Genomic DNA, 12,593 nt, shown 5'->3' with positions numbered 1-12,593 from the left:
ATTGTTAAACAGATTCGATTCGCCCACAGGAATCGATAATCCCCTGCAATTCTTTAGTGAGTTCCTTCAGCCGATCGCATTCCTGAGAAATACTATTTAGGGAGGAAATTGAGTCTTCTAAATCCCGAATTTTCTCTGCTAACTTCCTGTTTCGTAGATACTGAGAGTTAGCCTCATTGGACCAAGGCAGATAGTCACTCATTCCCTCAATAATTCGAGGAATCAAATTCATCACGGCGGGGGGAACTGACCCATCTTCACTTGCCAGAAGGTGCGAATACAACTCATCCAAGGCCTCGTTCTTTATCGACAATGATGAGCCCGATGACCTTCTTAATGAAGCACTAACGACATCCTTATCTGCGACATCTTTACAATCAGCGTCCGTAAAAACAGATCTCAAAATTGACCAATTTTTACTCTCACTAAGAAACCAATCGTCGTAGTTAACTAGCAAACAGTTTCCGCCTGTGTATTTGAGCGCCTCTATCGTTCTCAACATCAAAACTAGTTCTGCTTGAGCTTGCCCTGTTCCGTACTGAGTTTGAAAAGAGCTGACAATTGCGCGAGGATCCCTCACAGCAAGAACATATATAGGCACCACTTTAAGGCTATTAAAAACAGACGTCCACAGCGGAAGAAAGCGAGCCGTCCGAGGATCTTTAAAACCCCAAAATTGATCCGTCGCCTCCACATTAGTTGTAACTATATGCTTGAGATCCTCGCCAACTTCCCTCACTGCTCTACTCGATATCCAACTTTCGGGTAGCGGAAGAGAAGGGCTTGGAGAGAATTCACTTATCAGCCTCTTATGGCACTCAACAATCGCGGCATCTTCATAAAATCCACGGGGGTTACTCTCGTTGGCTCGCAGTAGATCCTCTGAAACATTCATCCCCATGGCACACAAAGCCTGCATAGCCAAAGAGGTGCCAGACCTGCCAGGCCCGAGAACTACAACGACTTGTTTCGACCCTTCAAAACGACTGGGAGCACTATTTGACATATTATCTAAACTCTAACCTCAAACGCGAATGATTCTATCGTTCTAGCTATTCCTGTTTCTAAGTTCGTATCTGCAACCCAACCTAATAGATTTTCAGCTTTAGTCGTATCTGAATAGTTGCGTAGAACATCACCCAATCGCTTGGATTCGTGCTCAATCGTCATTTTTATGCCTTTATTCTTGAGCGAACATGCAATGAGCTCTGCAACTTCCCCAACCGTACGTTCACGGCCAGATGCGACCTGAAAGGTTTCTCCGCCGAAAGAAGACTCAAGAGCCAACTCTACAGCTCTAACAAGATCTTGAATGTATATGAAATCCCGAGTTTGATTACCATCACCGTAAATCATGCACGTTTCACCGGCAATGGCTTGCTTAATAAACTTGGCCACCACACTGGCTTTATTTTTAGAGCGCGGCCCGTAAACATTACCAAACCGCAGGCAAATGGTTTTAACACCAAAGGTACGGTAATACGACGAGCAGTAACCTTCACCCGCGAGTTTGCTAGAGCCATAAGGTGATACCGGGTGCGGAGGAAGCTCTTCATGTATGGGTGGTTCTACTTCGCCTGCTGGCGCGCCAGACGAGGCGAATACAAACTTCTCGACTCCATTTAGCCTTGCGCCCTCCAGTACATTGAAAGTACCGATCACATTACACTCCATATCCAGGCGCGGGTTTTCGACTGACGGCCCAACGCCAGTATTGGCCGCCAAATGGACGATCGCACTTACACCCTTGGCAGCGATATTCACAGCGTTCTCATCGCGAATATCGGCAACAACCAGCTGCACCTGGCTTGAATCACCCCCAAGGGCGTCAAGAGTTACAGAGTTAAAGCTTGTCACCTCGGATAAATCGGCCTCGCTACCGGTTATTAAGCTATCCAATACCCGTATTTTTTGAGATGGGTCTTTTTTGAGAAGTGATTGGATTAAGGACGTACCTATAAAGCCACAGCCACCGGTAATTAGTATTCTGTTGTTGCTCATGTGACATTCCTATTCGCATGTTGAATTCAGGGTTAAGGGCAGCTAGCTCGCGACTTTTACACTGTACTTTTTAATACGTAAGTGCTCTAGCCGGTCAAAATCGTCTTTTAATTGAATGAGCATATCATTTGACTGCTCCACAAGAGGTTTTAGCTTCTCGCGCAGATCGATAGCCTCTTGAGTGTCTTCATCAAGCTGTTCATATAACTGATCGAGACGTTCAATCTCTGAATATTTTGCATCGAGGGATTTATCTAAGGCTTCAAGCTTTTCTTGCAGCTCCGAGATTTGCAAATCTAAGTCAACCGCTCGAGTGGCTTCGCCAACTTCTACATCATGTACGGAAGTACCCGCAAGCGACGAGATTGTGTGACTGGCAAAGACTTCATGTATTGGGGTTTCGGGGAGCGATTGTAGTGCACTGCGCTTGGTTGCAATACCTGAAGGCAGACCGTAAGACTCAAGGTTAACGTAGGCACTGGATGCGAGATTACCTGACTTTATTAGCTTAGGTAAAAAATCGCCCGCAATAGTAAATGGAGGTTTTGCTATTACCGTATTCTGAAAGCGCAACTTAGACGCAAGCCGAGGAAACATTTGTGCCGCGACAGGCAAAACCGTTACTTTGGCTTTGCCCACATAGGCACTTACTCGCGCTACAAACTCGCTGGCCCTCTCACCGGCCAGTATAAGCACCTCAGCCGGGGAGTGAGTATTATCCTTAACAAAATGCTCTACAAAGTGAACGGTTTCATCAAGATTATCATGCGCCACTAAAACGATGGACACGCCTTCTTCACTCACTTTCTGGCTCTCCTTTATTTTTTTTTGATTTTCAAGATGTTCACGATACGCAACTCCAAGCGCTTGACGTTTATTTTTAGCCTCCAACCGAGAGCTATGCGCAAAGTCGTGCTGCAGCACAAGCTCAGGGTCATAGACTATAGAGCCCGCCCCATAACGATTTATGCAGCGCTCCGTTAGCTCTAACCCCTCGTGCCCAAACATGAGTGAATCAAMCCCGCCGAGCGACTCAAATAGCTGACGGCGAATGACCATGTTGCCCTCTAAATTGAGCCTTGCTGACACGACCTTATCGCCCATATCGTAATGTGGACTGGCCGGCCCGCGGGTGGTTTTAGGTATTATTCGCCCTCGGGCACCCACTATCGCATTATCAGAAAAAAGCCTGGTGGCTTGGTCAAAATACGCTCTGCAAACTAATCCGTCGTCATCAATAAAAGCGAGGTTATTTGCAGAAGAAAAAAATGCGCCAACATTGCGAGCCTCGGAAGGAAGAAGGTTATCCGGAGGGCAAATGTGGCAAACCGGGTAAGCCGTCAACTCCGCTTTTTGATTAATACTGGCGCTATTATCAACCACAATTACATCAAGGTCTGTATAGGCTGTACGAAATATCGCATCAAGGCAAGCAAACAGATCCGGGCCTGGATTATGCGTTACAACAATAGCCGACCACATTACGGGCTCGTCACTCTCGCTGAGCGGACGACGATCTTCTCGCGGAAACTGAAGATAGTTGATCGAACTATGATATTCCTTAATCAGGGCACATGCCTGATTAAACAGGCGCTGCTCATAGCAGCGCCTTGCCGCGTGAAACGTGGCTAATGCTGTCGCTTGCTTACTCATAACCTGAGCGGTTACCAGCGAACACCACGAAAGATGACATCATTGCGAATGTTAGCTTTATGACTATCCGCAATACGCATCATTTGCTCCATGACTTCTTCGGTTAAATAATGGGGTTTGACACCAATATCGATAAGCCCCTGATAAGTCGGGTTGTAATAATGCTCTTCTGCCTCTTTGCGAGGGTTTTCGATACTTTTAATTTCGACGTTATACCCTAAACGGCTACCTACTTTCTGCGTTAACTCTGCAAGCTCTTTAACACTGAAGGTTTCCATGATCTGATTAAAGATACGAAGCTCACCTTTGGCGGCAGGCGTCTCGGCCGATTTGCCCACGCACTGTAAAGTATCCTTAATGTTTAAGTAGCCTCGGGTTTGGCCACCCTGACCATAAACGGTGAGTGGATACCCGGCTATTGCCTGAACAACAAAGCGATTAACGACTGTGCCAAAAATTTCATCGTAATTAAAAATGGTTTTTAAACGCTCATCAATCGCAGACTCATCCGTTTCTGTGCCATAAACCGGCCCCTGCATTAGGTCAGTGACTTTTAAATCCCACATACGCACGCCAAACCACAGCAAATCGGTATCCATAATTTTGGTGGTGTGGTACAGCGACGATGCCTGTCGGGGGAAAAGGAACTTTCCTTTACGCCCTTTATGCTCGATATCAAGCCAGCCCTCTTCGATATCGATATTAGGCGTACCGTACTCCCCCATTGTGCCCAATTTAACAATATGGGTGTCGCGAGCAAAGTCACGTACAGCAAACATTAGATTGTTGGTAACCATTAGATTATTCGACAATGTAATATTGGCGTGCTTGTAGTCCATTACCGAATAAGGCGCGGATGGCTGTTCGGCATAGTGAATAATGGTTTCTGGAATCCCAGTAAACGCACTATTTACCGCCCACTGATACTTAACTCGGCCATCAAACAACGAACGCATTACCTCGGCATCAGCCAGATCGCCGATAACGACTTTGATCTCTTTACCTGTATGCTCGTGCCAAATTTTTGCACGCTCTTGCAGCGTCGGAACGGCGTATAGCATGCCTACGTCCAACTCAGTGCAGGCGTTGCGGCGAAAGTAGTTGTCGACGACTGTTACTTGATAGCCTCGCTCTGAAAAGTACATAGCGGTTGGCCAACCTAGGTAGCCATCACCACCCAAAATCAACACATGAGACGACATAATATTTTCCTTTTTCGGGGGTTGTTTTTTAGTCTTCTTCCAGCAATTTGTGCTCGGTTAAGAATGCACACAACTCATCTTTTGAGAGTGTCGGCTCTAGCTCTGAGTTATACGGCTTGGTTATCGTATCCGAGATTTTTCCTTCGTAATCGTAGCTAATTTTTTCGTACATATTGGCAAATGCAGGCATTACAGAAAAGTACCTTTCGAGTTCACAAGTACGCCGGGTTTCTTCACTGCTCATCAACTCTTCATAGAGCTTCTCGCCCGGCTTAGAACCGATGGTAACTATATGTATATCTTCGGGCTTATGCCCGTACATGGGGGCAAGCTTTTCGATCATGCATTCGGCTAAATCTTTGATCTTAATAACAGGCATCTTGGTTACAAACACTTCACCGCCTTTTGCGATCATGCTTGAGTCAATTACCAAACGCGTGGCATCTTGAATACTCATAATAAAGCGAGTCATGCCTGGGTCAGTTAACGTAACAGGCCCACCCTTTTTAATTTGATCTCTAAAAATAGGGATAACCGAACCACGCGACCCAAGCACATTACCAAAACGAGTAGAGCTAAAAATTGTTTTGTGACCGCGCTGAGCGTTATTAGCGGCCGTAATTAACCGCTCACCCATCAATTTGGAAGTGCCCATCACATTGGTTGGGTTCACGGCCTTATCAGAGCTGGTAAAAATTACCCGCTCTACACCGGCGTCGTATGCGGCCTCAACAACGTTCTGCACACCGTGAATATTAGTTTGCACCGCATCAAAAGGAGCCCTTTCACACAGCACTACATGCTTGAATGCAGCCGAGTGAAACACAATATCAACATCTTTAAACAGGCGCGTTAGTTTTGCTCTGTCGCGCATATCGGCCAAGAAAAAGCCAGCCTGCTCGTACTTTTGATACTCTTGTTGAATAAAAAACAGCTCTGACTCATTATTATCGATACCAATTAAATGGCCAACATCAAAGGTTTCTAACAACTGCTTAACAAGCTCGCTACCAACGGTACCGCAACATCCTGTCACCAGCACCGATTTGTTTTTAAAATAGTCCATTAAACGTCTCCTATAACCTACTTAAATTAGTTGCTATTATCGCTGATGCGAAACTTCGATTATTTTTGCAATTTCTTTTGCGTCAAAACCCGACAATTGAGACTTAATGCGGGCCTCTAGATATTCAGCCCCATTAATGTTGAAAAACGACGATCCGTCTAATGCCTGAACAAAATACTCAACAGAGTCTGAATAATTTCTAGCCAGCGCTGATGCTCGAGCCATTCGATTTACAATGCCTTTTTGCAGGGCATTTTTAACGTCGCCTTTAGCAACCCCCCACTTAACAGCCAAATCAACACAACGCGATTCACCGGCATCATCAGCTAATTGCTGATAACCGCACGCTGCAAGTAACGCCAACAAGCCTCGGTTAGGGGTATCCGGCAAAGCGGCATTGTCGAGCTTAATTAATATTTCCCACTGGCCTTTACACCAATGTACTCGCGCATTGTTTAGTTGTTGCTCCGCTACAGCGCCGAACTCAGCCTTAACCTCATTTGCTCTACTCACCTCCGCCTGCACTCCAACGCCAGCGAGCAAAGTCTGAGTTAATCCAGACATACTCTTAAGCTGAGCCCCGGCCCGGGCACGCGTAACATAAGAAGTTGCAGAAGATTTAGGGGCCAGGCTTACCGCCCCCTCAAAATGCATTAACGTTCGTTCCTTGTCTCCCGCCGCTGCACTCGCCTTACCAAGTGTGTTGTGGACCCCGGCCACCAAGACCCTAACAATATGTTTTTTGCTTGCCCCCCACTCTTCAGCAAGACGCACTAGCTCGCTAGAGCCCTCATAATCGTCGAGCTGCTGGAGCGCTGATGCAATTAATAACACAATGCTTGCCCTTTCGGGATGAGCTTGCAACTCTTGCACGTCTATTTCGCTAAGCTCTACCCACCCCCCAAATTGCCACAAGGTTTTCGCGTGCTCCAGCAAATACGGGTCATAATCGGCAGGCAGCCATTCCGCCTCGGCAGGTAGCTTTTCTAAAACGGACAAGCTCTCATAACTGGCGACTGTTTCGGGGTCATCGTTATTACGATTCGGACTCGCCTCAGATTTTATTTTGTCTGATTTCATCGGCCGGCCCCAGCTAGTCTCGCAAAACGAAGTCTTTGATCATACTAATCTGAGCCTCCGCCTTGACCAGCTCTTGATGCATTAGCTCATTCTTGTGGTTAACGTCATAGTGGTCTTTTTCAAGCTTAGCTAGCGCATCTTCCAACACCTGAATGCGTTTAGCTCGGTTACTAGCTTGCTTTTTAAACTTATCCACATCAGCCTGCAGCAGATCAATCTTTGATGCTTTAGATGCACTATCAGATTCGAGCTTCGCATTTTCTTCCTGCAAAAAATCACGCTCCAACTCCATTTCTTCGAATAATCGCCGAAACTCGCCGGCCTCGCGCTCGGCATCCATACGAACAGCTTCACGACTTTTTAATTGCGCTTGAAGTTCACGAGCAGAGGCGAGAAACTGCTCGGACTCTTTTTTACATTGACCGATTTCTTTTTTGTAGTTTTTTTCCACCTCTTCCCGAAAAAATTGAGACTCCAACAGCTTCGATTTAACTCGATCCAAGTCTTGCTCTAGGCTTGAACATTTATGTTGATACAATTCTCCCGCCTCTAGAGCTTCAGCTTTTTCTAACTTTATATCAGCGACAAGCTGAGATTGCCTTTTCAATTGATCATTCAGATCACACTTACTTGCGACTTCATCTTCTAACTTTCGACAGACTTCTTCTAAAGATGCTTTTAATGGCGACAAACAAAAATCATAATACACTAGGCCGGCTTCGACCTGCCGGACGGCAACAGCCGAATAGCCGTTTTCAATCAACAAATCACGCGCATCAAAGTCACTCGACGCACCCCCATATATACCATGCTCTGCGGCAACCACTTGGACGCGAGAAAAGAGCTCCATTTTTTTATTGCATACTAGGTCACTAATAATCTGATACGCCACATTAGGAATGCAAATCAACAACTGTCGACGACCCGCTGTATTGTCCACCAAAGCAACAGCTTCAGCCAATTCCATCGTCTCGATTTCGTATTGCTGCACCAACCTGAAGCCGGGGTAAAAGGCTTTGATTCCGCTAGGCTCGGAAACTCCATTATATTCCGGCACGTTGAATTCGTAATAAGTATCTCGCCCTAAACACGAGACTAAGCTACCGACAACTTTCACGTTAGAATTTACATATGCCTTCAGGGCTTCAGAATAATCGGGTGCCGGCACCATTGCCACACAAGAATTGCGCTTAGGAATAATACTCTCATCCAGCATAAACGAGAGAGGGGCACCAATACAGAGCGTATCAAAAGAGTATTCATTACGCACCTTAGTCACAATACAACCCTCTGGGACGGGGTGACATTAGAGATATCAATCGACACTCCCCCCCCCTTGCGTTAACTGTGATGGGTGGATGAGCCGCCCCTCAGATTCGCCATCATCCAAGTAGTGAATTAGCGGATTAACCCTTACTTCCATAACGTCTGGGTTCTGGTCGAGATACCACCGTACATCAAATAACTCACTCGGAGAGCGTCCCTCATGTCCGCCATACACTAGAAAATGCAGTGCAGGATCATCACCACTTTCTGCAACATCTGGATTTTGTTTTAAATACCAATCGTGATCGAAAAGCTCAGAGTTGTGTATTAGCTCGAGTTGTCGCTTTAGCTCTCGGCGGTGCGGCACGAGACTTTTTATAAGCCCAGCCGAAAATCTAAATGGAGCCTTCATTTTGTACCTAAACGTTGTGGTACGCTTTATTCTTGTTAGCTGCCCTTTAAATATACTAGCTTGCGCTGCAGTTTCGTTTAGCTTGACTTGGTATGCAGTAATTGTTTTTGATGCCTCAGTTAAGCTCAACTCGCTAGATTTGCTTGACCGGGCCAAAAGAGAAAGTTCTTTTGCTTTTTCCTGCAGCGAAGCGTCAGTGTCAACAAGTTTTCTCTCTAGCTCCATGATTGTAGAGACGTGCTCCTCTCCCACCTTCTGCTCACTTATCAATCGTCTCTCAAGTTCCTCTTGCAGCATAAATAACTGCTGCAAAATCAACTTATTCTCTTCCTCTAGTGAGTCCACTTGCTGCTTAAGATTTACATTAGATGCTCCCAAATTTTGGATTTCCTCATTCAGTATATTTTCTCTTTCTTGCAGCTGATCATGAGCTTTAACAAGTTGCTCTTGTAGATCCCTACTCTCTTTCTCATGGGAACAAATGTTATGTTCTATCTCAGACCTCAGCTTATGCAACTCGATGTTCAATGTCTCAAGTTTTGAACTTGAGACGCTTTTATCTTCGGTATAGGCTGCGACTTGGTCCCGTAAGGATTGAATTTGATCCAGCTCACTACAGCAATCTAAGGCATTAGAAATATTCACATCTGGAGCCATAAAACCACGCTCTCCGACCGCTAATACGCAAGCTCCAATTTCGTCAAGCAACTCATCCGCACGCTTGAGTTGGCGTACAAACTGGCACGCCACGGCTAAATACAAAGGGGGCAATTGTTCATATAGGCCGGAGGTCTGACTTGCAGCCCCCCCAGACAACGACATAGAGTCAGCATTAATTATGTTAGGCCGATGTTCCGAGAACCACTCAATAACATCAACCGGCTGCTGAATCGCACTCGCGGCATCAATTACTACACATTGCTTGTAGTGCTTTTTGTAAAAACTGACCAGGTTACTGGCTGCAAGTTGCCACTGCTCAAACGCCACAACCGCGTCAACACCTTTAGATATGGCTTTTGCTACTGCGTATTCAGGGCGTGTCACCACAAATATGAACTGACCCTCGGAGGGCTGACACTGGATCTCCTGAACAAAATGAGACTCCTCCAACGGCAAAAAATGATCAATATTTGACCATCCCACGATTTCTAAAAAATCACGAAGGTCGCTCCATGGGCTATATGGGGTGGCGCCAACCGTTATAGACATATAGATACTTTTCTCCGGATGTTCGATTCCATGGCACCCAAGCAGATAAACAACGGTTGCCATAAGTAGTAATGCCTTTTCATACAGCGATAACGACTTAATCTGCGCCATATAGTACCTTACTAGTACTTAATACTTCTATCCTGAAACCTCAAAAATGCGCACAATGCCCCCTCAACGAGGGAGTCTAATCGTGTTAAAATCGTTGACTTTCCCTACAGCAGATAAGCAGTTCCAATACTGCGGTATAATCCGTTATGAAAATTGCCATTTTTGGAGCCGGTTATGTAGGCTTAGTACAGGCTGCTGTTTTAGCTGAAATGGGCCACAAGGTTGTATGCATAGATACCAATGCCGAAAAGATCGAGCGTTTAAAGCATCACCAAGTGCCAATTTACGAGCCGGGATTAGCGCCACTTCTCACGCGCAACTCATCACAGGGGCGGCTTAGCTTTACTACCAATCCCTCTGAGTGCATCCCGCAAAGCCAAGTGCTTTACATCGCTGTTGATACTCCGACAAGCACAAGCGGTGCGGCAGATTTAAGTCAAGTATTGGAGGCTGCAGAAACGATCGGCAACCTCATCGAGACATATGCTGTAATTGTTAACAAGTCCACCGTACCTGTAGGCACCGCCGACACAGTTAGAGCTAAAATTTCTCAGGTGCTGGTGACTCGTAAACAGCACGCTGAATTTGATGTGGTGTCAAACCCCGAATTTCTAAAGGAGGGCTCGGCAGTCGCAGACTGCATGAGCCCAGACCGCATAATTATAGGCACGGAAAGCCTTCGCGCCGAAGATATCATGCGTGAGCTATGCGCGCCGTTTGAAAGAAAGCATAGCAAGGTTATGCTCATGGATACCCGTAGCGCAGAGCTAACCAAATACGCTGCCAATTGCATGCTCGCGACAAAAATCAGTTTTATCAATGAGATAGCCAACTTAGCCGAGCAATTTGGCGCCGACATTGAGGCCGTGCGCCAAGGTATTGGCAGCGACCCGCGCATTGGCTACCAGTTTATTTATCCGGGTATAGGCTACGGGGGCTCTTGCTTCCCTAAGGATATTAAAGCTCTCATTCATACTGCGGAAAGTACCGGCTTTGACGCCAAACTTTTAAAAGCTGTTGAAGCACGGAATACAGCACAAAAAGCCACCCTGTATGAGAAAGTTAAAGAACACTATAACGGGCGCTTACGGGGCAGAACCTTTGCGCTGTGGGGGCTGGCCTTTAAGCCCAATACCGATGATGTAAGAGAGGCCCCTGCCCGAGTGATTATGGAGGCCCTTTGGGCGGCTGGCGCTACAGTAAAAGCTTACGACCCGGAGGCAATGGCAGAAATTCAAAGGGTTTACGGTAACCGATCCGACTTATCGCTGTGCGGTACAAAAGAGGCAGCGCTACAGGAGGCCGACGCACTTATTATTGCAACCGAGTGGCAACCATTTAGAGCGCCGGATTTTGACTTAATCAAAACTGAGCTTACTGACCCGGTGATTTTCGATGGACGGAATTTGTACGAGCCTGTGCGTATGAAGCAGAAAGGGTTTGTTTATTATTCTGTAGGGCGGGCGTTAAAGGGTTAATCGGGCCTAAGTTTCTGGGCTGGCTTTGGCACTCCCTTCTCCTGCCGGTATTCGTGCGTTGACTACAAGCAAAGTCGCGGGACCCCCGCCTTCGCGGGGGTGACGGTTTAGTGTGGTTGGGTGCTTTTATTGTCATTCCCGGCCACGACCGGGAACCTAGCGTCTGGGAATGTGGCACGGTCTCGATACGTCCGCTTGTTCAAAGTCATCGGCGCCGGCTCTAGCCCCCCCCTGAATCGGCGTATCTCTCACAAGTAAAGCCACTGGGGCAGGCTCTGACTTTCCCTGCTCACGCCTGCATTCGTGCATCCCTGCACATCACCCAAGGTCTCCGCTACGCTGCGCCCGGGATGACGATGTAGGTAGTTTGTCATTCCCGTGAGAACGGGAATCTAGTGTCTACTCTCTCATGGGCTCTGCCGGCAGTTCGTATTGCTCGGAAACTTCTGCAACATCACCTGCCATCCGCACCACGCCACCTTCCAGCCAAATTACACGATCACACAGTTTGGCCATTTGCCCTGGCATATGGCTGACAAACACCAAGCTTTGATCGCCGCCTAGCTTCTGCTCGAGTGCATTTTGTGCGCGCTCGCGGAAGGTGGCGTCGCCTACGCTTAAGGCCTCGTCGATCAGTAGAATATCGATGCCGGTGTAGAGCGCGGTGGAAAACCCCAGGCGCGAGCGCATGCCCGACGAGTAGGTAAACAATGGCCGCTCAAAAAAGTCGCCCAGCATGGAGAACTCTTTGATCTCTTCTAGCCGCGCTTTGGCATCGCGCCGGCGATAACCTTGTAGCATGGCGCTGAGCAGGGCGTTATCGCGCCCCGACAGGTCTTGCCTAAAACCGAGCCCTAAAGTTAACAAGCTGCGCTTAACGCCGGGAGTGCAAATAACGCTGCCGCTGGTGGGCGGTACAATGCCCGCCAAAATGCGCAACAAGGTACTTTTCCCGCTGCCGTTGCGGCCCAAAATACCAAGCTTATCGCCACGTTTTAGCGCAAAACTTATATCGTTTAAGGCTTTATGCTCAAACCACTTAAAGCCACCCACACGGGTTTTGTAGGTTAGGCTAACATTCTCGGCGCTTAATAATATCTCACTCATATATGGCG

The 12,593-nt window shown here is 47.1% G+C and carries 10 protein-coding genes; 1 reads left to right on the top strand and 9 read right to left on the bottom strand.

Annotated elements, in window-relative coordinates; all coding sequences use genetic code 11:
- Positions 1-4 precede the first annotated feature (4 nt).
- From SD69_RS05695 to SD69_RS05660, 8 genes are read right to left on the bottom strand one after another with little or no spacing between them, the layout of a single operon-like run.
- Positions 5-1,006 carry a sulfotransferase family protein gene (locus tag SD69_RS05695; protein WP_157471620.1) on the bottom strand — a complete coding sequence of 334 codons (1,002 nt, stop codon included), beginning with the start codon at positions 1,004-1,006 and terminating at the stop codon, positions 5-7.
- 5 nt (positions 1,007-1,011) lie between these two features.
- Positions 1,012-2,001, bottom strand: a complete 990-nt coding sequence (locus SD69_RS05690) for an NAD-dependent epimerase/dehydratase family protein (protein WP_041522443.1) — start codon at positions 1,999-2,001, stop codon at positions 1,012-1,014.
- Between the two features lie 42 nt (positions 2,002-2,043).
- Positions 2,044-3,654, bottom strand: coding sequence for a glycosyltransferase (locus tag SD69_RS05685; RefSeq protein WP_041522442.1), 1,611 nt, complete (start codon positions 3,652-3,654; stop codon positions 2,044-2,046).
- A gap of 11 nt (positions 3,655-3,665) precedes the next feature.
- Positions 3,666-4,856: an NAD-dependent epimerase/dehydratase family protein gene (locus SD69_RS05680; RefSeq protein ID WP_041522441.1), complete on the bottom strand. Its 1,191-nt coding sequence runs from the start codon at positions 4,854-4,856 to the stop codon at positions 3,666-3,668.
- A gap of 28 nt (positions 4,857-4,884) precedes the next feature.
- Positions 4,885-5,922: an SDR family NAD(P)-dependent oxidoreductase gene (locus SD69_RS05675; RefSeq protein WP_041522440.1), complete on the bottom strand. Its 1,038-nt coding sequence runs from the start codon at positions 5,920-5,922 to the stop codon at positions 4,885-4,887.
- A 36-nt stretch (positions 5,923-5,958) separates the two neighbouring features.
- A complete protein-coding gene (locus tag SD69_RS05670; RefSeq protein ID WP_041522439.1) occupies positions 5,959-7,002 on the bottom strand; it encodes a hypothetical protein in 1,044 nt (347 codons plus the stop codon).
- A gap of 13 nt (positions 7,003-7,015) precedes the next feature.
- The gene (locus tag SD69_RS05665; RefSeq protein ID WP_041522438.1) at positions 7,016-8,281 is read right to left on the bottom strand and encodes a hypothetical protein; all 1,266 of its coding nucleotides are present in this window, start codon (positions 8,279-8,281) and stop codon (positions 7,016-7,018) included.
- Between the two features lie 36 nt (positions 8,282-8,317).
- Positions 8,318-10,000 carry a hypothetical protein gene (locus SD69_RS05660; protein ID WP_041522437.1) on the bottom strand — a complete coding sequence of 561 codons (1,683 nt, stop codon included), beginning with the start codon at positions 9,998-10,000 and terminating at the stop codon, positions 8,318-8,320.
- 146 nt (positions 10,001-10,146) lie between these two features.
- Here SD69_RS05660 and SD69_RS05655 point away from each other — a divergent pair, with 146 nt between their 5' ends.
- Entirely contained in the window at positions 10,147-11,478 is a 1,332-nt protein-coding gene (locus SD69_RS05655; protein WP_041522436.1) for a UDP-glucose dehydrogenase family protein, read from the top strand.
- A 399-nt stretch (positions 11,479-11,877) separates the two neighbouring features.
- Here SD69_RS05655 and SD69_RS05650 read toward each other — a convergent pair whose 3' ends face one another.
- Entirely contained in the window at positions 11,878-12,585 is a 708-nt protein-coding gene (locus SD69_RS05650; protein WP_041522435.1) for an ABC transporter ATP-binding protein, read from the bottom strand.
- Positions 12,586-12,593 lie beyond the last annotated feature (8 nt).

It is taken from the genome of Gilvimarinus agarilyticus, from assembly GCF_000832015.1.
Classification (GTDB): domain Bacteria; phylum Pseudomonadota; class Gammaproteobacteria; order Pseudomonadales; family Cellvibrionaceae; genus Gilvimarinus; species Gilvimarinus agarilyticus.
This window is presented reverse-complemented; position numbering and strand designations above follow the sequence as displayed.

Coding starts and splice junctions, on each gene's coding strand:
- SD69_RS05695 (WP_157471620.1), bottom strand. CDS start 1,006: ATGTCAAATAGTGCTCCCAGTCGTTTTGAAGGGTCGAAACAAGTCGTT.
- SD69_RS05690 (WP_041522443.1), bottom strand. CDS start 2,001: ATGAGCAACAACAGAATACTAATTACCGGTGGCTGTGGCTTTATAGGT.
- SD69_RS05680 (WP_041522441.1), bottom strand. CDS start 4,856: ATGTCGTCTCATGTGTTGATTTTGGGTGGTGATGGCTACCTAGGTTGG.
- SD69_RS05675 (WP_041522440.1), bottom strand. CDS start 5,922: ATGGACTATTTTAAAAACAAATCGGTGCTGGTGACAGGATGTTGCGGT.
- SD69_RS05670 (WP_041522439.1), bottom strand. CDS start 7,002: ATGAAATCAGACAAAATAAAATCTGAGGCGAGTCCGAATCGTAATAAC.
- SD69_RS05660 (WP_041522437.1), bottom strand. CDS start 10,000: ATGGCGCAGATTAAGTCGTTATCGCTGTATGAAAAGGCATTACTACTT.
- SD69_RS05655 (WP_041522436.1), top strand. CDS start 10,147: ATGAAAATTGCCATTTTTGGAGCCGGTTATGTAGGCTTAGTACAGGCT.
- SD69_RS05650 (WP_041522435.1), bottom strand. CDS start 12,585: ATGAGTGAGATATTATTAAGCGCCGAGAATGTTAGCCTAACCTACAAA.